This window comes from Nocardioides sp. Root122, from assembly GCF_001425025.1.
Classification (GTDB): domain Bacteria; phylum Actinomycetota; class Actinomycetes; order Propionibacteriales; family Nocardioidaceae; genus Nocardioides.
In genome coordinates this window covers 753,970-780,545 of record NZ_LMDE01000010.1, presented here as the reverse complement: position 1 = coordinate 780,545, position 26,576 = coordinate 753,970, and the positions used below count along the sequence as shown (strand labels likewise).

Sequence of the window (26,576 nt, the reverse complement as noted above, 5' to 3'; positions counted from 1 at the left end):
GGGTGCGTCTGATACTTGAGAACTCAACAGTGTGTTTGATTAGTCGACGAATTAGTTTGTTATGCCCCGTTGACATCGTTTGCTGGCCTTTCTTTGTGGAGGGGTTGGTGGTGGTGTCGCGGTTTCTTTGACAATGATTCTGGCGAGGGCCTGGCTTTGGTTGGGTTCTCAAATTGCTAGTTTTGTTCAGTCAGGGGATGTGGCTCTTATTGATAGTCCTGCCGGCTCTTGGGTTGGTGGGTATGTTTTCGATGGAGAGTTTGATCCTGGCTCAGGACGAACGCTGGCGGCGTGCTTAACACATGCAAGTCGAGCGGAAAGGCTCCTTCGGGGGTACTCGAGCGGCGAACGGGTGAGTAACACGTGAGTAATCTGCCCCTGGCTTTGGGATAGCCACCGGAAACGGTGATTAATACCGGATACGACCACTTCTCGCATGGGATGGTGGTGGAAAGTTTTTCGGCCAGGGATGTGCTCGCGGCCTATCAGCTTGATGGTGAGGTAATGGCTCACCATGGCTTCGACGGGTAGCCGGCCTGAGAGGGTGACCGGCCACACTGGGACTGAGACACGGCCCAGACTCCTACGGGAGGCAGCAGTGGGGAATATTGGACAATGGGCGGAAGCCTGATCCAGCAACGCCGCGTGAGGGATGACGGCCTTCGGGTTGTAAACCTCTTTCAGCAGGGACGAAGCGCAAGTGACGGTACCTGCAGAAGAAGCACCGGCCAACTACGTGCCAGCAGCCGCGGTAATACGTAGGGTGCGAGCGTTGTCCGGAATTATTGGGCGTAAAGGGCTCGTAGGCGGTTTGTCGCGTCGGGAGTGAAAACCAGGTGCTTAACACCTGGCTTGCTTTCGATACGGGCAGACTAGAGGTATTCAGGGGAGAACGGAATTCCTGGTGTAGCGGTGAAATGCGCAGATATCAGGAGGAACACCGGTGGCGAAGGCGGTTCTCTGGGAATGACCTGACGCTGAGGAGCGAAAGTGTGGGGAGCGAACAGGATTAGATACCCTGGTAGTCCACACCGTAAACGTTGGGCGCTAGGTGTGGGGTCCATTCCACGGATTCCGTGCCGCAGCTAACGCATTAAGCGCCCCGCCTGGGGAGTACGGCCGCAAGGCTAAAACTCAAAGGAATTGACGGGGGCCCGCACAAGCGGCGGAGCATGCGGATTAATTCGATGCAACGCGAAGAACCTTACCTGGGTTTGACATACACCCTGCCGCTCCAGAGATGGGGCTTCTTTTGGGGGTGTACAGGTGGTGCATGGCTGTCGTCAGCTCGTGTCGTGAGATGTTGGGTTAAGTCCCGCAACGAGCGCAACCCTCGTTCTATGTTGCCAGCACGTAATGGTGGGGACTCATAGGAGACTGCCGGGGTCAACTCGGAGGAAGGTGGGGATGACGTCAAGTCATCATGCCCCTTATGTCCAGGGCTTCACGCATGCTACAATGGCCGGTACAAAGGGCTGCGATCCCGTAAGGGGGAGCGAATCCCAAAAAGCCGGTCTCAGTTCGGATTGGGGTCTGCAACTCGACCCCATGAAGTCGGAGTCGCTAGTAATCGCAGATCAGCAACGCTGCGGTGAATACGTTCCCGGGCCTTGTACACACCGCCCGTCACGTCACGAAAGTCGGCAACACCCGAAGCCGGTGGCCCAACCCTTGTGGAGGGAGCCGTCGAAGGTGGGGCTGGCGATTGGGACGAAGTCGTAACAAGGTAGCCGTACCGGAAGGTGCGGCTGGATCACCTCCTTTCTAAGGAGCACACACCCCGATGCCCACCGAATGTGTGGGTGCGATGGTGGTGTCTCACTAGTGGAACGTCGACTGTCAGCTCCTGGGCCTTCGGGTCTGGGGTTGGGCGTCTGCCTCACGTTGGTGGGGGGATGGTTGAACACACTGTTGGGTCCTGAAGGATCAGCCGTATCGGCCTCCCTGGCCTGTTTGTGGGGTGGGGGGGTGGTGGTTGGGTCTTCTGGTTCCTCTCTTCGCCCGAGCACACGGGTGCTGGTCCACGGTTGTGGGCTGGTGGTGTGTGAGGGGGTTGGTGGGGTTGTTGTTTGAGATCTGCATAGTGGACGCGAGCATCTTTGCAACCAGTCACATCTGGGTTGATATCTAGGTTGATATCTAGTTGTGGGTTGGTTGCTTGTATGTGTGTGCTGCCGGCTCTTCCTTGTCTTGAGGGGGTCGGTGGCGTCTGGTCTGCCTCTTTGTGATTGGGGGGTGGATCGGTAGTGTTTCTTTGTGTGTTGTCTTGACGTTGTTGAGACAAGCTATGAAGGGCACATGGTGGATGCCTTGGCATCAAGAGCCGATGAAGGACGTTGGAGCCTGCGATAAGCCCTGGGGAGTTGGCAACCAAGCTGTGATCCGGGGGTGTCCGAATGGGGAAACCCAGCACGAGTCATGTCGTGTTACCTGCACCTGAACACATAGGGTGTGTGGAGGGAACGTCGGGAAGTGAAACATCTCAGTACCGACAGGAAGAGAAAACAACAGTGATTCCGAGAGTAGTGGCGAGCGAAATCGGATGAGGCTAAACCGTGTCTGTGTGATACCCGGCAGGGGTTGCAGGTACGGGGTCGTGGGACCGCTCAATTGAGTCTGCCGGCTCAGTGCAGAGTAAGAAACCAGTGTGGAAGTCGAAGCCGGTTGGAAAGCCGTACCGTAGAGGGTGATAGGCCCGTAGACGTAAGACACTGGCTCTGGAGCGTGTTCCCAAGTAACACGGAACCCCTGAAATTCCGTGTGAATCTGGCGGGACCACCCGTTAAGCCTAAATACTCCTTGATGACCGATAGCGGACAAGTACCGTGAGGGAAAGGTGAAAAGTACCCCTGGCGGGGAGTGAAATAGTACCTGAAACCGTGTGCCTACAATCCGTCGGAGCTTCTCCTTGTGGGGGGTGACGGCGTGCCTTTTGAAGAATGAGCCTGCGAGTTTGCGGTGTGTTGCGAGGTTAACCCGTGTGGGGAAGCCGTAGCGAAAGCGAGTCCGAATAGGGCGATTCAGTAGCGCGCTCAAGACCCGAAGCGAAGTGATCTATCCATGGGCAGGTTGAAGCGTCGGTAAGACGACGTGGAGGACCGAACCCACTTAGGTTGAAAACTGAGGGGATGACCTGTGGATAGGGGTGAAAGGCCAATCAAACTTCGTGATAGCTGGTTCTCCCCGAAATGCATTTAGGTGCAGCGTTGCGTGTTTCTTGCCGGAGGTAGAGCACTGGATAGCTAATGGGCCCTACAAGGTTACTGACGTTAGCCAAACTCCGAATGCCGGTAAGTGAGAGCGCAGCAGTGAGACTGCGGGGGATAAGCTCCGTAGTCGAGAGGGAAACAGCCCAGACCATCAGCTAAGGCCCCTAAGCGGTGACTAAGTGGAAAAGGATGTGGAGTCGCATTGACAACCAGGAGGTTGGCTTGGAAGCAGCCACCCTTGAAAGAGTGCGTAATAGCTCACTGGTCAAGTGATTCCGCGCCGACAATGTAGCGGGGCTCAAGTCATCCGCCGAAGCTATGGCATTCAGCGAATACATCAGCATCCACTTGATGGGTGTTCAGTGCGCTGGATGGGTAGGGGAGCGTCGTGTGGGCAGTGAAGCGTCGGAGTGATCCAGGCGTGGAGGCCACACGAGTGAGAATGCAGGCATGAGTAGCGAATCACGGGTGAGAAACCCGTGCGCCGAATGATCAAGGGTTCCAGGGTCAAGCTAATCTGCCCTGGGTAAGTCGGGACCTAAGGCGAGGCCGACAGGCGTAGTCGATGGACAACGGGTTGATATTCCCGTACCGGCGAAGTTGCGCCCATGACGAACCTGGTGATGCTAACCACCCGAAACTCATCGGACCGGACCCTTCGGGGCGAGGCTGGTGGGCGGAGCGTGGGACCCGAGCTGGTAGTAGTCAAGCGATGGGGTGACGCAGGAAGGTAGCCCAACCACAGCGATGGTTGTTCTGTGGGCAAGCGTGTAGGACGTCTGGTAGGCAAATCCGCCAGATCCACTTGGGTGTGGAGTCTGAGACGTGACGCGGAGCCATATATGGCGAAGTGGGTGATCCTATGCTGTCGAGAAAAACCTCTAGCGAGCAATGAGCCGCCCGTACCCCAAACCGACTCAGGTGATCAAGTAGAGAATACTAAGGCGATCGAGACAACCATGGTTAAGGAACTCGGCAAAATGCCCCCGTAACTTCGGGAGAAGGGGGGCCGGATCCGTGAACCCACTTGCTGGGGGAAGCGGTGATGGCCGCAGAGACCAGGGGAAAGCGACTGTTTACTAAAAACACAGGTCCGTGCGAAGTTGTAAGACGATGTATACGGACTGACTCCTGCCCGGTGCTGGAAGGTTAAGAGGACCGGTTAGACCCAATGGGTCGAAGCTGAGAATTTAAGCCCCAGTAAACGGCGGTGGTAACTATAACCATCCTAAGGTAGCGAAATTCCTTGTCGGGTAAGTTCCGACCTGCACGAATGGAGTAACGACTTTCCCACTGTCTCAACCATGGACTCGGCGAAATTGCACTACGAGTAAAGATGCTCGTTACGCGCGGCAGGACGGAAAGACCCCGGGACCTTTACTATAGTTTGGTATTGGTGTTTGGTACGGCTTGTGTAGGATAGGTGGGAGACTGTGAAACCTTCACGCCAGTGGAGGTGGAGTCAACGTTGAAATACCACTCTGGTCGTACTAGATGTCTAACCTAGGTCCGTTATCCGGATCAGGGACAGTGCCTGATGGGTAGTTTAACTGGGGCGGTTGCCTCCTAAAATGTAACGGAGGCGCTCAAAGGTTCCCTCAGCCTGGTTGGCAATCAGGTGGCGAGTGTAAGTGCACAAGGGAGCTTGACTGTGAGACAGACATGTCGAGCAGGGACGAAAGTCGGAACTAGTGATCTGGCCACGGCATGTGGAAGCGTGGTCACTCAACGGATAAAAGGTACCCCGGGGATAACAGGCTGATCTTCCCCAAGAGTCCATATCGACGGGATGGTTTGGCACCTCGATGTCGGCTCGTCGCATCCTGGGGCTGGAGTAGGTCCCAAGGGTTGGGCTGTTCGCCCATTAAAGCGGCACGCGAGCTGGGTTTAGAACGTCGTGAGACAGTTCGGTCCCTATCCGCCGCGCGCGCAGGAAACTTGAGAAAGGCTGTCCCTAGTACGAGAGGACCGGGATGGACGAACCTCTGGTGTGCCAGTTGTTCCGCCAGGAGCACGGCTGGTTGGCTACGTTCGGAAGTGATAACCGCTGAATGCATCTAAGCGGGAAGCACGTTTCAAGATGAGGTTTCCCACCCAGGAATGGGGTAAGGCCCCCCACAGAACATGGGGTTGATAGGCCGGAGGTGTACAGCAGTAATGCCCAGCCGACCGGTACTAATAGGCCGAGGGCTTGTCCCAACCACGTACAAGACCACACACACGTGTGAGACACCCGCGCACAAGACGAACACGATGTTCGCGTCCACTAGGCAGTTCCCAACCAACAAACCCAAGCTCTCACGACACCCAGCGTGTCGAGACAGGGTCTGTAGAGGTTGAAAGAGTTACGGCGGCCATAGCGAAACGGGAAACACCCGGTCCCATACCGAACCCGGAAGTTAAGCCTTTCAGCGCCGATGGTACTGCAACCGAGAGGTTGTGGGAGAGTAGGACGCCGCCGGACATACATTNCACCCGGTCCCATACCGAACCCGGAAGTTAAGCCTTTCAGCGCCGATGGTACTGCAACCGAGAGGTTGTGGGAGAGTAGGACGCCGCCGGACATACATTGTGGAAGTGGGGTCACCTTCGGGTGGCCCCACTTCTGCATTTCGGGCCAAGTCGTTGCGAGCTGTCGTGGCCGCGTACGAGGGCCACGAAGCGTCCACAGGACCGTCTTCCAGCGTGCTGTCCCCAGGACTGCCCGTCGTGGTGCTGCCGGCGTCGGTCCGCTCCGTGAGTGTGGTGCGCCAGGAGGTGCACTGTGGAGAAGACACAGACGAAGGATCAGGCCGCCGACGAGGTGGCGGTCAACGACGTACGACTGGTGGGCCGGGTCACCGGCGAGCCGGCCGCGATGGAGCTGCCGAGCGGCGATGTCCTGGTGACGTTCCGGATCTCGGTGCCGCGCGCTGTCCCGGCCGCCGTGCAGGCCAGGCGTGGTCAGGGCGTCGACTCGGTGCCGTGCACGGTGTGGATCCCGCGGTTGCGGCGCAGCGTGCTGGGCTGGCGGGCTGGCGACCTGGTCGAGGTCAGCGGCGCCGTGCGGTGCCGGTTCTTCCAGGCGGGAGGGGCGACCCGGTCCCGGGTCGAGGTGGAGGCGGCAAGCGCCAGGATCATCCGCCGGTCACGGGCCGCATGAGCACGCCGAGGCTCGGCTTGGGCTGGAAGGAGGTCGCCTTCTCCGGCAGCAGGCCGCCGGACTCGATCAGCGTCTGCACCTGTTCGAAGTCGGGGCTCGGCAGCAGCACAGCCGGCGAGGTAGGCGAGGCCGCGGCGAGCGCGTCGTCCACGTTGTGGTGGTGGTGGACCCGCTGCACCGGCTCGGCCAGCCGGGGGAGTGCGCGTTCGTGGAGCCAGGCCACGGCGGCCTGGTGGTCCAGGTCACGAGGGGCTGCGGTGTGCCACTCGTCGCCATCGGTGAGCACGAGGTGCGTGCTGTCCAGGGCGCCGAGCGCGTGCTGACGGCTGCTGACCGTCACCTCGGCGCCGGTCGCCCGGACCGCGGTGATCAGGTCCGCCAACGTGGTCCCGGACAGCGTGCGGTGGATCGCTCCGAGGAACAGGGGAGTGTCGTCCTGGTCGACGATCATCGCCAGTCCGGCATCCCACGGCGTGCCCGGGTGCTCCTCCTGCAGGCGAAGGTAGGCGGCGTAGCGGTGGTGCCCGTCGGCGAGCAGGCACCTGGAGCGCGACAGCGTGTCGGCGATCGTCTCGAGCTGCCCCGCGTCACGGATCGCCCAGATGCGCTGGCGTTGACCTGCGCGGTCGAGGTAGCGCCAGCCCGGCTTGGTCCGGGCCACGTCGGCAAGGACGGCACGGAGCGCCGGATCACCGTGGTGCACCAGAAGGATCGGTGCGGGGTTGAGGTCCATCTGGAGCATCCGGTCCGCGAGCTCGCCCGCCTGCTCGGGGTGGATCGCCTCGTGCGGCCAGACGGCACGCTCTGCCGGGGTCTCAGCCCGGTGCGACATGTCGAGGGCGCCGACGAGCCCGCGGACGGTCAGCCCGCCCACGGTGTACTCGTGCAGGTAGACCGCCGGCTCGGTGTCGGACGTCGCACGGCCCTGCTCGATCCACCGGGTCAGGCGGGACGCGACGTCGCGGTAGGGTCGCGCCAGCGCTCGAGCCGATGCCGGGTCCCCGACCCGCTTCGGAGCCAGCATGACCGCCCGGAACGGGTGGAGCGTCAAGGGCTTCGCGACGTACGGGGGCACGACGGTGGCGAAGTCCATCGAAGCATCGTAGGGGGACGCTGGTCACGATCCGGAGAGGGGTGGAGGATGCTCGAGGAGTCGAGGAGCGCAGTCCTGGAGGCCCATGACCTGGTCATGTTCGACCTGGACGGTGTCGTCTACGTCAGCGGTCACGCCATCGACGGCGTCGCCGAGCGCATCGACCGGGTCCGCTCGGCCGGCGCGCACGTCGCGTTCGTCACCAACAACGCCTCCCGCACTCCCGAGCAGGTCGCCCGGAAGCTCAGGGACCTGGGTGTCTCGGCGGTCGACACCGACGTCGTCACGTCCGCGCAGGCCGCGGCCCGGCTGCTCGCGGACCAGCACGGGAGCGGTGCGAAGATCCTGCTCCTGGGCGGGGAAGGCCTGCGCGTGGCGTTGACCGAGGCCGGTCTCGAGCCGGTCGAGGACCCGGACGGAGCCGTCGCGGTGGCGAGCGGCTACGGCCCCGACGTGCGGTGGCGCGACATCATGCGGGTCGCGACGCTGGTGCGCGACGGCCTGCCCTACGTCGCCAGCAACACCGACATGACGATTCCCACCTCCTATGGCCTCGCGCCCGGGCACGGCGTGCTCGTGCAGACCATCGCGGGTTTCGCCGGGGTGGAGGCGACCGTGGCCGGCAAGCCGGAGAAGCCGCTGATGGAGGAGACGGTGCTGCGGGTGGGCGGCGACCGGCCGATCATGGTCGGCGACCGGCTCGACACCGACATCGAGGGCGCCCACGCGCTCGGCGTACCGTCGCTGCTCGTGCTCACCGGCGTGACGTGGCTCGAGCAGCTCGTCGCGGCCGCACCCGAGCTGCGGCCGAGCTACATCTCGCCCACGCTCGCAGGGCTCTTCGAGCCGCACCCGGTGCCGACCGAGGAGGACGGGGCAGCCCGGCTGAACGGCTGGACCGCGTCCGTCGAGGACGGCCGGCTGGTGGTCGACGGCGAGGGCAGTGACGCGGACTGGTGGCGTGTCGCGGCGGTGGCCGCCTGGCGCCACCTGGACGACGGTGGCACGCCGGCGGACGTCACCGACACGACCCCGCCCGGACCGGTCCGGCAGCTGGGCGACGAGTAGGCTCGCGGCCATGGACCAGGTCGCCGACGCCACGCCTCCCGAGCCGCACGAGGCCGGTGGCGCACCGTCCGTCGAACCTGCTCCGGAGCCCCGCGCGCCGATCGACTACGAACCGACGGGCGTGGAGTCCGTCGACCGGGTGCTGGCGGACGTCGCCACGATCGCCGACCGTCCGGTGGGGGAGCACGTCGAGGTCTTCGAGCGCGCGCACGAGCAGCTGCGCCGGGCCCTCGACGCCCAGCCCGATCCCGCATCCCACGGCGGACAGGGCGCCTGACGCACCGTGCCCCCCCGACGACTTCGACTCGACCAGGAGCTGGTCCGTCGCGGCCTGGCCCGCTCCCGCGAGCACGCGAGCGAGCTGGTGGCGGCGGGCCGCGTGACGGTCTCGGGCGCCGTGGCGACCAAGCCCGCGACCGGCGTGACCACCGACGGGGCGATCGTGGTGCGGGAGGACCCGACCTCGGTCGACTACGTGTCGCGCGGCGGGCACAAGCTGGCCGGTGCGCTGGAGGCGTTCGCGGCCCACGGCCTCAGCGTCGAAGGCAAGCGCTGCCTCGACGCGGGCGCCTCCACCGGTGGGTTCACCGACGTGCTGCTGCGTGCCGGCGCGCGCGAGGTGGTGGCGGTCGACGTCGGCTACGGGCAGCTGGCGTGGTCGCTGCAGAGCGACGAGCGCGTCGTCGTGCACGACCGCACCAACATCCGGGAGCTGACCCCGGAGATCGTCGGGGAGCCCGTCGACCTCGTCGTCGGTGACCTGTCCTTCATCTCGCTCGCGCTCGTCCTGGACCCGCTGCTGTCGGTCACGCGCGAGGACGGTGAGCTGGCCCTGATGGTGAAGCCGCAGTTCGAGGTCGGCAAGGAGCGCGTCGGCAAGGGTGGTGTGGTGCGCGACCTGGCGCTGCGGGCCGAGGCGGTCACGACGATCGCCGACCTCGCCGCCGCGCGCGGCTGGGGTGCGGTCGCCGTGACGGTCAGCCCCTTGCCCGGGCCGTCCGGCAACGTGGAGTTCTTCCTGCTCCTGCGGCGCGGTGGCGCACAGGTCGACGCGGACGACATCCGCGCTGAGGTCGATCGTGCGGCCTCGCTGGGGGTGGCGGGTGAGAGGGTGGACCCGTGATCGTCGACAGCCCGGTGCGCCGTGTCCTCGTGCTCGCCCACACCGGGCGCGCCGAGGTGCGCGAGGTGGCGCGCGCCTGCGTCGAGGCCCTGACCCAGCACGGCATCTCGGTGCGCCTGCTGGCCGACGAGGCGGCCGACCTCGGCCTCGGCCCCGACCCGCTCGGCGAGGGGCTCGTCGAGACGACGGTGGCCGAGGACGTGCCCGGTGAGGGCTGCGAGCTGGTGCTGGTCATCGGGGGCGACGGGTCGATCCTGCGGGCGGCCGAGCTCACCCACGAGACGAGCACGCCGCTGCTGGGGGTGAACTTGGGCCACGTCGGGTTCCTGGCCGAGGCCGAGCAGGAGGACGTGGAGTCGACGATCCAGGCGATCGTGGACCGCGCCTACACCGCTGAGGACCGCCTGACCCTGGCCGTGTGCGTCATGCAGGGCAAGGAGGTCCTCTTCTCGACCTTCGCCCTCAACGAGGCGAGCGTGGAGAAGGCTGCCCGCGAGCGGATGCTCGAGGTGGTGGTGGAGGTCGACGGACGTCCGCTGTCGCGCTGGGGCTGCGACGGCGTCGTGTGTGCCACCCCGACCGGCTCGACGGCCTACAACTTCAGCGCCGGCGGTCCGGTGGTCTGGCCGGAGGTCGAGGCGTTGCTGATGGTTCCGTTGAGCGCCCACGCGCTGTTCGCCCGTCCGATGGTCGTCGCCCCGACCTCGGTCCTGGCGATCGAGGTGCTGGCCAACACGGAGGGCTCCGGTGTCCTGTGGTGCGACGGCCGCCGCTCGGTCGACCTGCCTCCGGGCGCCCGGATCGAGGTGCGCCGCGGCGAACGCCCGGTGCGTCTGGTCCGGCTGCACGCGGCTCCGTTCACCGACCGGCTCGTCGCGAAGTTCGGGCTGCCGGTCGAAGGCTGGCGCGGCGCCGCCGAACGCCGCCGCAGGGACAACGGTGACGCCGATGCTTGAGGAGCTGCGGATCAGCTCGCTCGGCGTGATCGACTCCTCGACGCTCGAGCTCGGCCCCGGGCTGACGGTCATCACGGGTGAGACGGGCGCCGGCAAGACCATGGTGGTCACCGCGCTGGGCCTGCTGCTCGGCGGACGGGCCGACTCCGGCGCCGTACGCTCGGGGGCGAAGCAGGCGCGCGTCGAGGGCGTCGTGGCGGCCGGGTCGCTGACCGACTTCCGAAGGGCTGTCGAGGACACCGGCGGCGAGGTCGAGGACGACCAGGTGGTGCTCGCCCGCAACGTCGCAGCGCAAGGCCGTTCGCGCGCCTGGGTCGGCGGCGCGGCGGTGCCGGTGACGACCCTGGCCGAGCTCGCCGAGCCGCTGGTGGCGGTCCACGGGCAGTCCGACCAGCACCGGCTGCTGAAGTCGGGTGCCCAGCGCGCGTCGCTCGACCGGTTCGGCGGGGCGGAGCTGGCGGAGACCGCCGCGGCCTACGCCGCCCGGTGGGCCGAGCTGGCCCAGACCGAGCGGACGCTCGCCGACGTCGTCGGCTCCGCGCGCGAGCGCGCCCGGGAGGCAGACCAGCTGCGGTTCGGCCTCGATGAGGTCGAGGCCGTCGATCCGCAGCCGGGGGAGGACGCCGAGCTGGCCTCCGAGGAGACCCGTCTCGGGTTCGCCGACACGCTGCGCACCGCGGCCGAGCAGGCCCGGGAGGCCCTCTCCAGCGACGAGGGCGCCGTGGACGCGCTGGCCACGACCAGCGCCGCCCGCCAGGCGCTCGAAGGCGTGCGTGAGCACGACGCCACGGCAGGAGAGCTCGCCGACCGGGCTGCGGAGCTGAGCCACCTCCTGGTCGACCTGGCCGGTGACGTGGCGTCCTATGCCGCGTCGCTCGACACCGACCCGGCGCGCCTCGCCGCCGTGTCCGAGCGCCGGGCGGCACTGACCGCGCTCACCCGCAAGTACGGCGAGACCATCGACGAGGTCCTCGCCTGGGCCGAGGAGGGCGCCAAGCGCCTGCTCGACCTCGAGGACACCGACGGCCAGATCGCCGAGCTGGAGCAGCGCCGCGACCGGATCCGGGGCGAGCTGGGCGAGCTGGCGGCCCGGCTCAGCGACCAGCGCGCGCAGGCGGCGACCCGCCTCGGCGCCGCGGTGAGCGACGAGCTCACCTCCCTCGCCATGCCGCACGCCACGGTGAGCATCGCCGTCACCCAGCAGGAGGTGGCAGCGCCGGAGACGCCGTCCGGCCCCGTCATCCAGGTGGGCCGGCGCTGGCTGCGGGCCACCTCGCACGGTGTCGACGACGTCGAGTTCCTGCTCGCCGCCAACACCGGCGCCGACGCTCGTCCGCTCCACAAGGGCGCGTCCGGCGGTGAGCTCTCCCGCGTGATGCTCGCCCTCGAGGTGTCGCTGGCCGGGACCGGCTCGGTGCCGACGTTCGTCTTCGACGAGGTCGACGCCGGAGTGGGCGGCCGCGCGGCGATCGAGGTAGGCCGCCGGTTGGCGGCGCTCGCGCGCTCCTCGCAGGTGCTGGTGGTGACGCACCTGCCGCAGGTGGCCGCCTACGCCGACCGCCACGTGGTGGTGCACAAGTCCAGCGACGGGTCCGTGACGACGTCCGGGCTCGTCACGCTCGACGAGGACAGCCGGGAGCAGGAGCTGTCCCGGATGCTCGCCGGTGTGGAGGACTCCGAGAGCGCTCGGGCCCACGCCCGCGAGCTGCTCGACGCCGCCGCGCCCGAGCGGGCGTGCCTCCCGGAGGGGCAGGGGCGCGGCTGAGACCATGGCGCGGTCATGAAGTTCGCAGTCCGCTCCCGTCCAGCCCCCGCCCTCCCCGGCGTCCACGGCCCCGCGCGCATCCACCGGCGTACGTCCAGCGTCCTGGGCCGTCTGCAGGCAGGTGACGTCGCCGTCATCGACCACACCGACATGGACCGCGAGACCGCGCAGTCCTTCGTCGACGCCGGCGTCGTCGCGGTGGTCAATGCCGGACCGATGATCTCGGGGCGCTTCCCGAACCTCGGCCCGGCCCGGCTCGTCGCGGCGGGCGTCCTCGTCGTCGACAACGCGGGCGCGGTGGTCTTCGACCGCCTCAAGGACGGCACCGCCGTCCGCATCGACGGGGGAGTGGTCTACGCCGGGGAGATCCTGGTCGCACCGGCCCGCGAGCTGACCGACGAGCTCGTCCGCTCGGAGATGGACAAGGCCCGCAGCGGCCTCGCCGCCCAGCTGGAGAGCTTCACCCACAACACGACCGAGTTCCTCCGCCGCGAGCAGGACCTGCTCCTGCACGGTCACGGCGTCCCGCGGACCTCGACCGAGATGGCAGGACGCCCCGTCGTGGTGGCCGTCCGGTCGCACGGCTGGGAGCAGGAGCTGAGCGGTATCAAGCCGTTCGTGCGCGAGCAGAAGCCGGTCCTCATCGGCGTCGACCGCGGCGCGGATGCGCTGGCCAGCGCCGGGCACCGTCCTGACGTGGTCGTGGTGACCGGTGGCAGCGACGACCTGCCGAGCGCAGCCGTGCTGCGCAAGGCGCGTGACGTCGTCGTGCTCGTCGAGCGGGGTGCGCCGCGCAGTGCCACCGAGCACTTCGAGCGCATCGGCGTGAGGCCGCTGCGGTTCGAGACCACCGCGACGACCGAGGACGCCGCGCTCCTCCTCGCCTCCGCGCGCGAGGCGACACTGATCGTCGGTGTCGGCATGCACGCGACGCTGAGCGAGTTCCTCGACCGTCGCCGTGCCGGGCTCGCGAGCACGTTCCTGACGCGGCTCAAGCTCGGGCCCGACCTCGTGGACGCGGCGGCCCTGCCCCGCCTCTACGACGGTGCCGTCCGCCCGCGGCACCTGCTGGGTGCCGTCCTGGCCGGCGTGCTCGCCGTCGGCGCGGCCGTCAGCGTCACGCCCGTCGGCCAGCAATGGGTCGACGACGCGTCGCCGGCCGTCTCCCGCACCACCTCCGACCTGTTCGACAACGTACGAGGAATTCTCCCGTGATCACCCTGCGTCACCACGTGCTCACCATCGTCGCCGTCTTCCTGGCGCTCGCCGCGGGCATCGTGCTCGGCGGCGGACCGCTGTCCGACGTCGGCGCCACCGTCGCGACCGCCGGCAAGGACGAGGACGCCCCGCCAGCGGGCGCCAGCCCGCAGGCCGGCTACAACGAGGCGTTCCTGTCCGCCGTCGGCCCCTCGATGATCGGTGGCCGGCTGGCCGACCGGTCGGTGGCCGTGGTCACCGTCCCGGGCGCCGACGAGCGGATCGTGACGGCACTGGCCGACGGGATCGCCGCGGCCGGCGGGACGGTCAGCGCCCGCTACTCGCTCACCGACGACCTCGTCGACCCCGCACAGAAGTCGCTGGTCGACACGCTCGGCAGCCAGCTCCTCACGCAGCAGGCCAAGGGGGCGGTCGCCCCCGAGGCGTCGACGTACGACCGGATCGGGCAGCTCCTCGGCCTCGCGGTCGCCAGCAAGGCGGCCGAGGGCGAGGACGTCAACGGCAAGGCCCGCGGCATCGTGGACGCCATCAGCGGCGCCGGGCTGCTGACGAAGCCCGACAAGGTCTCTCAGCGGTCCCCGCTGGTCCTGCTGGTGCTGGGCACCGATGCCGACGACGACGGCTCGGACGCGATCCTGGCCGGCCTCGCCGAGGGCCTCGCCGCCCAGGCGACGGGCGTCGTCGTCGCGGGCACGACCGCCGACGGTGCCTCGGGGCAGCTCGGCCGGCTGCGCGGCGACCCGGCAGCGGCCGCCGTCGCGAGCGTGGACGGGACCGACACCACCGCCGGACGGGTGGCGACGATCGTCACTCTCCAGCGCTCGTTGGGCAACCAGGGCGGGTCCTACGGTGCGTCGGGTTCTGACGGACCGCTCCCTCTCGGGTAGGATCGAAGCCCGTGAAGAGCCGCACGCCGACCAAGCACGTATTCGTGACCGGAGGCGTCGCCTCCTCCCTCGGCAAGGGGCTCACCGCCTCGAGCCTGGGCAACCTGCTGAAGGCGCGCGGACTGCGCGTCACGATGCAGAAGCTGGATCCGTACCTCAACGTCGATCCCGGCACGATGAACCCCTTCCAGCACGGTGAGGTCTTCGTGACCAACGACGGGGCCGAGACCGACCTCGACATCGGGCACTACGAGCGGTTCCTCGACACCGACCTCAACCAGATCGCCAACGTGACGACCGGGCAGGTCTACTCGACCGTCATCGCCAAGGAGCGCCGCGGCGACTACCTCGGCGACACCGTGCAGGTGATCCCGCACATCACCAACGAGATCAAGGACCGCATCCTCGCGATGGGCGGCCCGGACATCGACGTGGTGATCACGGAGGTCGGCGGCACTGTCGGCGACATCGAGTCGCTGCCCTTCCTCGAGGCGGCGCGCCAGACCCGGCACGAGATCGGTCGCGACAACTGCTTCTTCATCCACGTCTCGCTGGTGCCCTACATCGGCCCGTCGGGCGAGCTGAAGACGAAGCCGACCCAGCACTCGGTGGCCGCGCTGCGCTCGATCGGCATCCAGCCCGACGCGATCGTGTGCCGTGCGGACCGCGACCTCCCCGAGAGCATCAAGCGCAAGATCGCGCTCATGTGCGACGTCGACGACGACGCGGTGGTGACCTGCGCCGACGCGCCGTCGATCTACGACATCCCGAAGGTGCTGCACCGCGAGGGCCTCGACGCCTACGTCGTACGCCGCCTCGACCTGCCCTTCCGCGACGTCGACTGGACCAACTGGGACGACCTGCTCCGCCGGGTGCACCACCCGTCGGAGGAGGTCACCGTCGCGCTCGTCGGCAAGTACATCGACCTCCCCGACGCCTACCTCTCGGTCAGCGAGGCCCTGCGTGCCGGCGGCTTCGCCCACGAGGCGAAGGTCAACATCCGCTGGGTCGCCTCCGACGAGTGCGAGACCGAGGCGGGCGCAGCCAAGCACCTCGCCGACGTCGATGCCGTCCTCGTCCCCGGCGGCTTCGGCGTGCGTGGCATCGAGGGCAAGCTCGGCGCCCTGCACTACACGCGCACCCACGGCATCCCGACCCTCGGCCTGTGCCTCGGCCTGCAGTGCATGGTCATCGAGTTCGCGCGCAACGTCGCGGGGCTCGAGAAGGCCGGCTCGACGGAGTTCGACCCCGACACGGTCGAGCCGGTGATCTCCACCATCGAGGAGCAGAAGAAGTACGTCGAGGGCGCCGGCGACCTGGGCGGCACCATGCGGCTCGGGCTGCAGCGTGCCGAGCTGGCCGAGGGCAGCGTCGTACGAGCGGCCTACGGCACCGGCATCATCGAGGAGCGTCACCGCCACCGCTACGAGTTCAACGACGCCTACCGCGACACGCTCGCGAAGGCCGGGCTGGTCTTCTCCGGCATCAACCCCGAGCTCGGCCTGGTCGAGTTCGTCGAGCTGCCGGCCGACGTGCACCCCTACTACGTCGCCACCCAGGCCCACCCCGAGCTGCGCTCGCGCCCGACGCGGCCGCACCCGCTGTTCGCGGGGCTGATCGGTGCCGCGATCGAGCGCCAGCGCTCGGAGCGCTTCCCGATCGACGAGTCCGGCCTGCGCCGCAAGGACGAGGTCGAGGTCGAGGCCTGAGCCCCGGAGGGCCCACTTGTCAGGCTCTCGCTGAACATGTCAGGCCGTGCACGGCCTGACATGTTCAGCGATCCCCGGTCAGCCGGGGATCGCTGAAATGAGGCAGGGGGCGCCGCGGTGGCGGCGGGTCAGAGCTGGCGGGCCTGGAGGATCCGGCCCAGCACGAACGAGTTCGAGCGCAGCTGGTTGCGGGCGTAGGCCATCAGGGTCTCGTCGTCGGCAGCCTTCTCCGCCGCGGCGAGGAACGCCGCGTCGCCGGCGCCCAAGGGGAACATCGCGCGGATGGTGAGTCCCTGGTTGAGCAGGCCGCCCTTGAGCGTGTGCAGCTCGTCGAGGTAGCGGTGGGTGAACGGCGCGAGGAGCTCGGCCTGCCCGGGACGCCAGAACGTCGAGCCGAGCATCAGCGTCTCGCGGCTCGCGGGCACGGCGTAGTCGACGAAGAATGCGCGCCAGACCTCCTCCTTGGCCTCCACGTCCGGGCGGGCGGCGAGCACGGCGAGGCGGCGCATCCCGGCATCGGGGTCGGGGTCGGACTCGAGCAGGGAGCGGACCTTCGCCCCGTCGTAGTCGCCGAGCTCCGAGCGGCGTACGGCGATGCGCCACGCCAGGTCGAGGTCGGTGGCCTGCCCGGCGGCCTCCTCCAGCACGGCCCAGTGGGCATCGGTCGAGGCCGACGCGGCCAGCGTGCGCAGGGCGGCCTGCCGGGCGTCGGGGAGCTCGACGAGCCCGACGGCGGCGTCGGCCAGGGCACGGAGCAGACCGGGGGACTCCGCGGCCGGTGCCCAGCGGTCGGCGACCTGGAGCGCCTGGCCGAGGAAGGGCTCGATCAGCGCAGGGCTGGTCTCGGTGGTCAGGGCGCGGGTCAGCGCTGCGGAGACCTCGCGCGGGGCGACGTCGCCGAGCAGGAGCAGCTGTCCGGCGGTCGCCGCCACGAGGGCGCGGTCGAGGGGATCGGTGAGCTGCTGCACGCGCTGCAGCATCTGCTCCAGCGAGGTCGCGTCGGGCTTCACCGCCGCGAAGGTGTAGTCGCCGGCGTTGACCAGCCGCAGGTCGCCCGCGGGGAGCTCGATGGTGGTCCGCTGCCCGGCCACCTCGTGGGAGGACCGGCCGACCGGAACCAGGTCGTCGCCGGAGGTGTCGAAGACCGCGATGTCGAGGCGGTGCGGCCGGGGCTCCTGGTCGTCGGTGGTCTCGACGACCAGCTCGTCGCCGACCAGCGAGATGACGTCGGTGCCGGCCTCGTCGAGCCAGGCCTTGGTCCAGGCCGACAGGTCACGGCCCGAGGCCCGGGCGTAGCAGTCCATCAGGTCGTCGAGGCGGGTGTTGGAGAAGGCGTAGCGGCTGAAGTAGTCGCGCAGGCCCTCCACGAACGCGTCCTCGCCGATGTAGGCGACCAGCTGGTGCAGGACGCTCTGGCCCTTGACGTAGGTGATCGCGTCGAAGTTCGACATGGCGGCCGAGACGTCGGGGACGTCGCCGCGGATGGGGTGCCGGGCCGGGCTCATGTCCATCTCGTAGGCGGTGCGCTTGGCGGCGGCGAGGAAGGTGGCCCACTGGTCGGTGAACTCGGTCGCGCCGGCCATGCCCCAGTTGGCCGCCCAGGAGGCGAACGCCTCGTTGAGCCACAGGTCGTCCCACCACTGCATCGTGACCAGGTCACCGAACCACATGTGCGCCATCTCGTGGAGGATGAACTCGGCGCGCACGCCGCGCTGGGCGTGGGTCGGCGGGGTGCGGAAGAGCTGCCCGTCGCCGTAGGTCACGCAGCCCCAGTTCTCCATCGCGCCGCCGAGGTTGGGCACGAAGACCTGGTCGTAGCGCTCCTGTGGGAAGGGGAAGGCGAACCGCTCACCGAAGAAGGCCAGGCCCTGCCGGGTGAGGGTGACCAGCTCGTCGAGGTCGCGCTCCATGACCGACACCAGGGACTGGCGGCAGTAGAAGCCGAGGTCGTAGCCGTCGTGCTGGCGCCGCACCTCGTGGAACGGGCCGGCGTTGACCACGACGACGTACGTCGAGAGGCGGGGGGTGTCGGGGAAGGTCCACACGCGTGCGTCGGCGGCCCCGGCGTCCTCGACCGACTCCGGCGCGCCGTTGGAGGTCACCAGCCACGACGAGGGAGCGGTCACGGTGAATCGGTGCGGGGCCTTGAGGTCGGGCTGGTCGAAGCAGGCCCACACCCGGCGCGCCTCGTCGGGCTCGAGGCTGGTCCAGACGTAGACGAGCTTGTCGGTCGGGTCGACCGTGCGCAGGATGCCCTCGCCGCTGTCGGTGTTGTCGGTGCTCGCCTCGACGACGAGCACGTTCACCTCGGCCAGCGGGGGCAGCGGCAGGCGACCGTCGGCGGCCGCCGACACGTCCACCTCCTCGCCGTTGAGCGTGGCGCGGGCGACGTCCATCGCCACGTCGACGAAGGTGGTGGCACCGGGCTCGGAGCAGGTGAAGGTGATGTTGCTGACCGAGGACCAGACCTCGCCCTCGAGCAGCCCGGTCATGTCGACCGCGATGTCGTAGCGCTGCACCTCGAGGAGGGCGGAACGGGTGGCTGCTTCGTGCCTGGTGAGGGTCGACAACGTCATACGGGTGACCGTACTCACCCTGTCCATCCGCGCTAGCGTGCGGGGCATGTCACACCCGCCACGCCCCGACGCAGCAGAACCTCCCGTGCATCCGCTCGCCGACCGGCCGATGTCCTGGCCGGTGGTGGACAGCCGCGACCTGCACCGCGACGACTGGGTGGTGGCCCTGCGCGAGGACACGATCACCCGCCCCGGGCACGACGAGCGGTTCAGCCGGATCAGCCTCGAGCACCCCGGCGCGGTCATCGTGCTGGCCGTCGACGCCGAGGAGCGGGTGATGTGCCTGCGGCAGTACCGCCACACCAGCGGCCACGAGTTCGTCGAGCTGCCGGCCGGGCTCCGCGACGCCGGTGACGAGCCGGCCGTCGAGACGGCGAAGCGCGAGCTGCGTGAGGAGGTGGAGCTCGACGCGGCCGACTGGCGGCTGCTGCTGAGCACCTACTCCAGCGCCGGCATCACCGACGAGGTGCACGAGATCTTCCTCGCGCGCGACCTCACGCACGCGCCGCGCGGCGACTTCGAGATGCGTCACGAGGAGGCCGAGATGGAGCGCTTCTGGGTGCCCTACGACGACCTGCTCGAGGCGGTGCTCGACGGCCGGGTGCGGCAGGGCCCGCTCGTGCAGGCGGTGCTGGCGTACGCCGTGCTGAGGAGCCGGGGCACCCTGGACGCCGGATGACCCCGCCCGGGAGTAGTGTCGTCCCGCTGTGAGGCGGGCCACACCGTGGTGCCCGCCCCGATCCCCGAGGAGCAAGGCATGAAGGTCGGCGTACCCAAGGAAGTCAAGAACCGCGAGTACCGCGTGGCCCTGACCCCCATCGGTGTGCACGAGCTGGTCCAGCACGGCCACGAGGTCTACGTGCAGAAGACCGCCGGCGAGGGCTCGCTGATCCCCGACGACGAGTACGTCGCCGCGGGCGCCACCATGCTCGACACGGCCGACGACGTGTGGGGCACCGCCGACATGATCCTCAAGGTCAAGGAGCCGGTCGCGGAGGAGTACGGCCGGATGCGCGAGGGCCAGACCCTCTTCACCTACCTCCACCTCGCCGCCGACAAGCCCCTCACCGAGGAGCTGATGAAGCGCAAGGTCACCGGCATCGCCTACGAGACCGTGCAGCTGCCCTCCGGCGGGCTGCCGCTGCTCTACCCGATGTCCGAGGTGGCGGGCTGCCTCGCGCCCCAGGTCGGGGCGTACTCCCTGATGAAGGCCAACGGTGGCCGCGGTGTGCTGATGGGCGGTGTCGGCGGTGTCGCCAACGCCAAGGTCGTCATCATCGGCGCCGGCGTCTCGGGCCAGAACGCCGCCAACATCGCGCTGGGCATGGGCGCCGACGTGACGCTGCTCGACACCGACCTCGACAAGCTGCGGATGTCGTTCTGGCGCTACAACAACCGGGTCCACGGGCTCGCCTCGTCCAAGCTCGCGATCGAGCAGCAGGTGATGGAGGCCGACATGGTGATCGGCGCCGTGCTGATCCCCGGCGCGGCCGCGCCCAAGCTCGTCAGCAACGACCTCGTCTCGCGGATGAAGCCCGGCTCGGTGCTCGTCGACATCGCCATCGACCAGGGCGGCTGCTTCGAGGACTCGCACGCCACCACCCACGACGACCCGACCTACGCGGTGCACGACTCGGTCTTCTACTGCGTGGCCAACATGCCCGGCGCGGTGCCCAACACCTCGACGTACGCCCTCACCAACGCGACGCTGCCCTACGCCGTCGCGCTGGCCGACAAGGGCTGGGAGCAGGCACTGCGCGACGACCGGAGCCTCGCGCTCGGCCTGAACACCCACGCCGGCCAGCTCACCAACGACCCGGTGGGTGTCGCCGTCGGCATCGAGTCGGTGGGACTCGATACCGTTCTGGGGTGAGCTCTGGTGTGACGCTGCGCCGTGCCGTGCGCACCTATCTCGACCACCTCGCGGTCGAGCGCGGGCTGGCGGTCAACACGCTGAGCTCCTACACGCGTGACCTGGGGCGCTACGACGAGTTCCTGGCGACCCAGGGGATCGAGGACCTGGACGCGGTCACCGAGGCGACGGTGGCCGCGTTCCTCGTCGACCTGCGCGAGGGCAGCGACGGCCATCCGCCGCTGAGCGCGACCTCGGCGGCGCGCACGGTGGTCGCGGTGCGCGGCTTCCACAAGTTCGCGGTGGCCGACGGGCTGGCCACGGCCGACCCGGCCGCGGCGGTGAAGCCACCCACACCGGCGAAGCGGCTGCCGAAGGCGCTGCCGCTCTCCGACGTGGAGGCGATCCTCGAGGCGGCCGGTGCACCGGCCACCGTCCTGGCGCTGCGCGACCGAGCCCTCCTCGAGCTGCTCTACGGCACGGGTGCCCGCATCTCCGAGGCGGTCGGGCTCGACGTCGACGACCTCGACAGTGTCGACGGCACCGTCCTGCTGCGGGGCAAGGGTGGCAAGGAGCGGCTGGTGCCGGTGGGCACCTACGCCCGCGAGGCCGTCGGTGCCTACCTCACCCGCGCACGCCCCGAGCTCGTCGGCACCGGCCGCGGTGGTCCGGCGATGTTCCTCAACTCCCGCGGTGGCCGGCTGTCCCGGCAGAGCGCCTGGGCGGTCCTGGTGAAGGCGTCGGAGCGCGCCGGGGTCACGGCCTCGGTGTCCCCGCACACGCTGCGGCACTCCTTCGCCACCCACCTCCTCGACGGCGGCGCAGACGTCCGCGTGGTGCAGGAGCTGCTCGGTCACGCCTCGGTCACGACCACGCAGGTCTACACCCTCGTCACCGTCGACAACCTCCGCGAGGTGTTCGCCACGGCCCACCCGCGGGCCCGGGAGTGACCACGCCGTGATCCGCCTCCGCCTCTTGGACGGGGTGTCCTGGGAGGGCACCCCGCTCCCCGGTGAGCGGGTCGGTGCCCTGCTGGCGGTCCTGGCCGCGGAGCACGCGGGCGTCTCCGACGCCCGGCTCGTCGAGGAGATCTGGCCGGACGCAACGCCGGTGCACCCGGCCAAGGCCCTCCAGGTGCTGGTCTCCCGCACCCGCGCGGCCACGCTGGCGCGCGCCATCGACCGGGTCGAGGGCGGCTACCGGCTCGGTCTCACCGACGAGGAGGTCGACGTCCGGGCACAGGCCGCCGCGCTCGCCGGGGCCCGCACGGCCCTGGTCGCGGGTGATGCGACCGAGGCCTTCCGGCTCGCCTCCGCCGCGGCCGAAGTGGCCGTCGATCCGGCGGCGGGGGCCGAGCCGGTGGCGGCGCTGCGGCGCGGCGCCGTGGCACGACGTACGACGGCGCAGGAGGTGGCCGCCCTCGCCGCGGCGCGCCTGGGCCGGCACGCGGAGGCCCGCGACGGACTGCTCGCCGCCCACGAGCGGCGCCGCGACGACACTGATGTGCTCGATGCCCTGCTGCGCGCCGAGGCTGCCACCGCCGGCCCGGCGACGGCGCTGGCCCGCTACGAGTCCTACCGTGCCGACCTGGCCGACCGGCTCGGCATCGATCCCGACCCCGCCCTGCAGCGGCTGCACGGCGAGCTGCTGGCGGCCGACGACCCGGTGCGCAGCGGCCTGCGCTACGACGGGGCCGGGCTGCTCGGGCGCCAGGAGGACCTCGCCCGGCTGCGCGCCGCGCTGGCCGCGGCCCGCCTGGTCACCGTGCTGGGCCCGGGTGGCATCGGCAAGACGAGCATCGCGCAGGTCATCGCCCGCGAGTCGAGGCAGCCGCGCGTCCACGTGGTCGAGCTCGTCGGGGTCGGCGCCGGCGACGACGTGGTCGTCGCCGTCGGTGCGGCCCTCGGCGTGCGCGGCTCCGTGACGTCCCGGCTCAGCCTCACCGCGGCCCAGCAGGCCGACGTGCGCGGCCGTCTGGCGCAGGAGCTCGACGCGGGGCCGACGTTGCTCGTGCTCGACAACTGCGAGCACGTGCTGGAGCCCGTGGCCGCGCTCGTGGCGTTCCTGCTGGCGACGACGCGTGACCTGCAGGTGCTGGCGACCAGCCGGGCCCCGCTGCGACTGGCGGCCGAGCGTGCGGTGCCGCTGAGCCAGCTCTCGACCGGAGACGCCGAGCAGCTGTTCGTGCGGCAGGCGTCGGCGACGCGTCCGGACGCGGTGCTGGAGCCCGCCGCGGTGCGCGCTGTGGTCGAGCGGCTCGACGGGCTGCCGCTGGCCGTCGAGCTCGCGGCGGCGCGGGTGCGCACGATGACGGTGGCCGAGGTCTCCGCTGCCCTCGACGACCGATTCGCCACGCTGCGCAGCCGCGACCGCAGCAAGCCGGACCGGCACCGCACCCTCGAGGCCGTGATCGGGTGGTCCTGGGACCTCCTGGCCGCCGACGAGCAGCGCGCGCTGGCCTGGCTGTCGGTGTTCCAGGACGGCTTCGACCGGGCCACCGCGGTGGCGGTCCTGGGCCCGGACGGCTCCGACCTCGTCGACGTCCTCGTCGAGCAGTCGCTGCTCGTCATCGGTGAGGACGGCGGCACGGCCCGCTTCCGTGCGCTGGAGACGATCCGTGAGTTCGCCGCCACGCAGCTGTCCCGCGCCGGTGAGCAGGACGCGGCAGCCGACGCCCAGCGCCGCTGGGCGCAGGACCTCGCCGAACGCTGCGCCGACCTGGTCCTGGACGACGACCAGGTGTCGACCGTCGACCTCCTGGTCCGCGAGCAGAACAACCTCACCGACGTGCTCCGTCACGCCCTCTCCGTGGGGGACCGGGCGCTGGTGGCACACCTGGTGGCGCTGCTGGGCAGCCTGTGGACCATCACTGGCGACCAGCCGCGCATCTTCGCGGTCTGCGACGCGGCGGCCGAGCTGCTCACCGGGTGGGACGTGCCCGCCGACGTCCGGACGGCTGCTCAGGACGCCGCCGGGGTGCTGATGATCCACCTGAGCTGGATGCCGGGCGTGGACCTCGCCGGGCTGCGCGACGTGCTCACGCAGGGCGACACGCCCGTCGGGACGTGGGGCCTGATCGCGCACAGCGTCTACGTCGCCGACGGCCCGACGTCCGAACGGCTGGCCTCTGTGGCGGCCCTGCAGTCGCGACCGGCGATGGCGGCCGCGCTGCTGCTGTGGGCGTCCATCGTGTCCGAGAACGCCGGTGACATCGACGCCGCGCGCGGCTATGCGGAGGACGCCCTGGGCGGGCCGCTGCCGCCCTACCTCCACGCCTCGTTGCACGCCGAGCTCAGCCAGCTCGCGATCGCGAACGGCGACCACCACCGAGCCGCTCGACACGCCGAGATCGCCTGGCCGCTGCTGACACGTGTGCACGCCGAGACCGACGCGTACAGCCTGCAGGTCGCGACCGCCATCGCGCCGCTGCTCGACGGCGACGTCGACGCGGCCGCGGCCCTGCTCGAGGGTTTCGGCCCGCCCGACGGCGAGACCGCGCAGATGGGCGCCCGGCTGACGTGGCAGACCGCCCACGCGGAGCTGGCGTTGGCGCGCGGGGAGCACGAGGAGGGGTTGCGACGCTACGACGCGGTCGTCGACCTGGTCCTGGACTCGGACGGCAGCATGGGCGCCTCGCCGTGGCTCGCCATCGCCGCGTCGGCCGCGCTGGTCAGCCGGGCCCGCCACGGCACCGCCGACGTCGACGCGCGGGCCGACGAGCTGCGCGACACCGTCCTGGGCCCTCGGCTCGGCGTGTCGGAGGGGAGGCTGTGGTTCACCGACCTGCCCCTCAACGGCGTGCTGCTCGTGGCGCTGGCGTCGTGGGTGCTGCGCTTCGGGCGGGCCGAGCAGCACGAGGACGGCGCCCGGCTGCTGGCGCTGGCACACCGCTGGGCCTACAACCGGAGCATCCCCGTCATGGCGTGGGACGCCATGCGGGCGATGGCCGACGACGCGCTGCCGGGGCGGGTCGACCAGCTCGCCGCGGAGCTGGCCGCCCGTCCCGGTCCGGACCTGGTGCCGGATGCCGCTGCGCTCGTCGACCGGCTGCGGCGCACCTGGTCCGGCTGAGATCACATCTTGCGGTTGAAGGCCCGCACGGACAGGGGCGCGAAGATCGCGATCACGACCGCGCAGCCCAGCAGTGCCCAGCCGACGTTGCCGGTGAGGGCGCCGTCGTTGGCCAGGTCGCGGATCGCGGTGATCACCAGCGACACCGGGTTGACCTCGGCGAAGGCCCGCAGCGGGCCGGGCATCGTGTCGGTGGGCACGAAGGCGTTGGACAGGAACGTGAGCGGGAACATGACCAGCAGCGAGATGCCCTGCACCGCCTGGGCGTTGCGCCCGACGATTCCGAACAGCGTGAAGATCCAGGCCAGCGACCAGCCGGCGAGCATCGCCAGCAGGATCGCGCCTGCTACGCCGAGGACGCCGCCGCCCGGCCGGTAGCCGATGGCGATGCCGACGGCGAAGGTGAGTCCCGAGGCGATGAAGTAGCGCAGCAGGTCGGCCACCATCGGCCCGGCGAGTGGGGCGATCCGTGCGATCGGCAGCACCTTGAAGCGGTCGAAGACGCCGGTGTCCATGTCGGTGCGCAGCTGCACGCCCGTCGCCACGCACGCGGTGAGCACGGTCTGACCGATCAGGCCCGGGATGATGAGCGGCAGGTAGCTGCCGACGTCACCGGAGATCGCGCCGCCGAAGATGTAGGCGAACATTCCCGTGAAGATCAACGGCTGGATGGTGACGTCGAACATCACCTCCATGCTGCGTCGCATCTTCATCGTCGCCCGCCAGGCGAGGGTGAGGGTCTGGCTGAGGGTGTCGGCGAGGCTCACCCGCGGCGGGATGACGACGTCCGCCGGGTCGGTCACGGTCAGGCCCGTGGTCAGCGCAGTCATCGGGAGGCCTCCATCAGCTCGGGCGAGTCGTCGGTGTCGGTGTCGGCGTCGGCCGCCGTGTGGTCGTGGGTGTCGTGGCCCGTCAGCGCCAGGAAGACCTCGTCGAGGGAGGGCTTCTGGACCGTGACCGACTCGATGGCGACGCCGCGGTCGCGCAGTGCGACCAGCACGTCGACCGCTTGGTCGGTGCGGGTCAGCGGCACGTTGACCCGGCGGGCCTCGGGGGAGGGCACGGCGTCCTCGCCGATCAGCCGGCGGACCTCCTCGGCGACGGCGTCCAGGTCGGCCGGGTCGGCGACCTGCAGCTGGAGGGTCGACTGGCCGACCGAGGACTTCAGCTGGTCGGCGGTGCCCTCCGCCACCTTGACGCCGCGGTCGATCACGGCGATCCGGTCAGCGAGCTGGTCGGCCTCGTCGAGGTACTGCGTGGTGAGCAGGACCGTGCAGCCGGACCGCACCAGGTCGCGGATGGTCTCCCACATCTGACCGCGGGTGCGCGGGTCCAGCCCGGTGGTCGGCTCGTCGAGGAAGATCAGCGGTGGGCGGGTGAGCAGGCTGGCGGCCAGGTCGAGCCTGCGGCGCATGCCGCCGGAGAACGCCGAGATCGGCTTGGTGGCGGCCTCGGTGAGGTCGAACTGCTCGAGCAGCTCCGCGCCGCGGGTCCGCGCCTCGGTGCGGGGCATGCCCTGGAGCCGGGCGAAGAGCCAGAGGTTCTCGGTCGCGGTGAGGTTCTCGTCCACCGAGGCGTACTGCCCGGTGACGCCGAGCAGGCGTCGTACGGCATGCGGCTCGGCGGCGACGTCGTGGCCGAAGATCTCGGCCCGGCCGCCGTCGATGTGCAGCAGCGTGGCGAGCATCCGGAGCATCGTCGTCTTGCCGGCACCGTTGGGGCCGAGGACGCCGAAGACCTCGCCGCGGTGCACCTCGAGGTCGATGCCGTCCACGGCGCGCTGGTCGCCGAACTGCTTGACGAGCCCGGTCGCCCGGACGGCCAGGTCCCGCCCGGCTCCCGGTCGGGGGTGGTTGTCTGTGGTCATGCCGGCCAGCGTGGCCGCCACCGGTTTCACCGCGGTTGCG

17 protein-coding genes and 3 rRNA genes are annotated in these 26,576 nt (G+C 69.2%); 16 read left to right on the top strand and 4 right to left on the bottom strand.

Annotated features, from left to right (window positions below; all coding sequences use genetic code 11):
- Positions 1–248: 248 nt before the first annotated feature.
- The 4 genes from ASC64_RS12755 (at position 249) to ASC64_RS12740 (ending at position 6,351) form a co-directional block, all read left to right on the top strand.
- Positions 249–1,764 (top strand): 16S ribosomal RNA (locus tag ASC64_RS12755).
- Between the two features lie 514 nt (positions 1,765–2,278).
- Positions 2,279–5,408, top strand: a 23S ribosomal RNA gene (locus ASC64_RS12750).
- 147 nt (positions 5,409–5,555) lie between these two features.
- A 5S ribosomal RNA gene (rrf, locus tag ASC64_RS12745) occupies positions 5,556–5,673 on the top strand.
- The 16S, 23S and 5S rRNA genes sit together here, the layout of an rRNA operon.
- A gap of 300 nt (positions 5,674–5,973) precedes the next feature.
- Positions 5,974–6,351, top strand: a complete 378-nt coding sequence (locus ASC64_RS12740; protein ID WP_056907860.1) for a single-stranded DNA-binding protein — start codon at positions 5,974–5,976, stop codon at positions 6,349–6,351.
- Here ASC64_RS12740 and ASC64_RS12735 read toward each other — a convergent pair.
- Positions 6,326–7,444 (bottom strand): DUF1015 family protein, encoded by a 1,119-nt coding sequence (locus ASC64_RS12735; protein ID WP_056907859.1) that lies wholly within the window; start codon positions 7,442–7,444, stop codon positions 6,326–6,328. The two genes, ASC64_RS12740 and ASC64_RS12735, sit on opposite strands and share 26 nt — an antisense overlap.
- Before the next feature lie 48 nt (positions 7,445–7,492).
- Between ASC64_RS12735 and ASC64_RS12730 the strand changes: the two genes are divergently transcribed.
- The 8 genes from ASC64_RS12730 to ASC64_RS12695 are packed head-to-tail and all read left to right on the top strand — an operon-like array spanning position 7,493 to position 16,170.
- Positions 7,493–8,512 carry an HAD-IIA family hydrolase gene (locus ASC64_RS12730; protein WP_056907858.1) on the top strand — a complete coding sequence of 340 codons (1,020 nt, stop codon included), beginning with the start codon at positions 7,493–7,495 and terminating at the stop codon, positions 8,510–8,512.
- Between the two features lie 10 nt (positions 8,513–8,522).
- The gene (locus ASC64_RS12725) at positions 8,523–8,789 is read left to right on the top strand and encodes a hypothetical protein (protein WP_056907857.1); all 267 of its coding nucleotides are present in this window, start codon (positions 8,523–8,525) and stop codon (positions 8,787–8,789) included.
- 6 nt (positions 8,790–8,795) lie between these two features.
- Complete coding sequence (locus ASC64_RS12720) at positions 8,796–9,635, top strand: TlyA family RNA methyltransferase (protein WP_056907856.1); 840 nt, start codon at positions 8,796–8,798, stop codon at positions 9,633–9,635.
- The gene (locus ASC64_RS12715; protein WP_056907940.1) at positions 9,635–10,591 is read left to right on the top strand and encodes an NAD kinase; all 957 of its coding nucleotides are present in this window, start codon (positions 9,635–9,637) and stop codon (positions 10,589–10,591) included. Before ASC64_RS12720 ends, ASC64_RS12715 begins: the two co-directional genes overlap by 1 nt.
- Positions 10,584–12,356 carry a DNA repair protein RecN gene (gene recN, locus ASC64_RS12710; protein ID WP_056907939.1) on the top strand — a complete coding sequence of 591 codons (1,773 nt, stop codon included), beginning with the start codon at positions 10,584–10,586 and terminating at the stop codon, positions 12,354–12,356. Before ASC64_RS12715 ends, recN begins: the two co-directional genes overlap by 8 nt.
- A gap of 15 nt (positions 12,357–12,371) precedes the next feature.
- Positions 12,372–13,571 carry a putative cytokinetic ring protein SteA gene (gene steA, locus ASC64_RS12705; protein ID WP_056907855.1) on the top strand — a complete coding sequence of 400 codons (1,200 nt, stop codon included), beginning with the start codon at positions 12,372–12,374 and terminating at the stop codon, positions 13,569–13,571.
- Positions 13,568–14,461, top strand: a complete 894-nt coding sequence (locus tag ASC64_RS12700; protein ID WP_056907854.1) for a copper transporter — start codon at positions 13,568–13,570, stop codon at positions 14,459–14,461. Before steA ends, ASC64_RS12700 begins: the two co-directional genes overlap by 4 nt.
- Positions 14,462–14,472: 11 nt before the next feature.
- Complete coding sequence (locus tag ASC64_RS12695) at positions 14,473–16,170, top strand: CTP synthase (protein ID WP_056907853.1); 1,698 nt, start codon at positions 14,473–14,475, stop codon at positions 16,168–16,170.
- 128 nt (positions 16,171–16,298) lie between these two features.
- On the opposite strand, the gene pepN is transcribed toward ASC64_RS12695, so the two are convergent.
- Entirely contained in the window at positions 16,299–18,746 is a 2,448-nt protein-coding gene (pepN, locus tag ASC64_RS12690; RefSeq protein WP_056907852.1) for an aminopeptidase N, read from the bottom strand.
- 46 nt (positions 18,747–18,792) lie between these two features.
- Between pepN and ASC64_RS12685 the strand changes: the two genes are divergently transcribed.
- From ASC64_RS12685 to ASC64_RS12670, 4 genes are all read left to right on the top strand, one after another.
- Complete coding sequence (locus tag ASC64_RS12685; protein ID WP_056907851.1) at positions 18,793–19,425, top strand: NUDIX domain-containing protein; 633 nt, start codon at positions 18,793–18,795, stop codon at positions 19,423–19,425.
- A 78-nt stretch (positions 19,426–19,503) separates the two neighbouring features.
- Positions 19,504–20,619 carry an alanine dehydrogenase gene (gene ald / locus ASC64_RS12680; protein WP_056907850.1) on the top strand — a complete coding sequence of 372 codons (1,116 nt, stop codon included), beginning with the start codon at positions 19,504–19,506 and terminating at the stop codon, positions 20,617–20,619.
- A complete protein-coding gene (xerD, locus tag ASC64_RS12675; protein WP_056907849.1) occupies positions 20,616–21,548 on the top strand; it encodes a site-specific tyrosine recombinase XerD in 933 nt (310 codons plus the stop codon). Before ald ends, xerD begins: the two co-directional genes overlap by 4 nt.
- Before the next feature lie 7 nt (positions 21,549–21,555).
- A complete protein-coding gene (locus ASC64_RS12670) occupies positions 21,556–24,669 on the top strand; it encodes an ATP-binding protein (protein ID WP_056907848.1) in 3,114 nt (1,037 codons plus the stop codon).
- 2 nt (positions 24,670–24,671) lie between these two features.
- Here ASC64_RS12670 and ASC64_RS12665 read toward each other — a convergent pair whose 3' ends face one another.
- Positions 24,672–25,499, bottom strand: coding sequence for an ABC transporter permease (locus ASC64_RS12665; protein WP_056907847.1), 828 nt, complete (start codon positions 25,497–25,499; stop codon positions 24,672–24,674).
- On the bottom strand, positions 25,496–26,536 hold the full coding sequence (locus ASC64_RS12660; RefSeq protein ID WP_056907938.1) for an ATP-binding cassette domain-containing protein: 1,041 nt from the start codon (positions 26,534–26,536) through the stop codon (positions 25,496–25,498). The genes ASC64_RS12665 and ASC64_RS12660 overlap by 4 nt, the downstream gene beginning before the upstream one ends.
- Positions 26,537–26,576 lie beyond the last annotated feature (40 nt).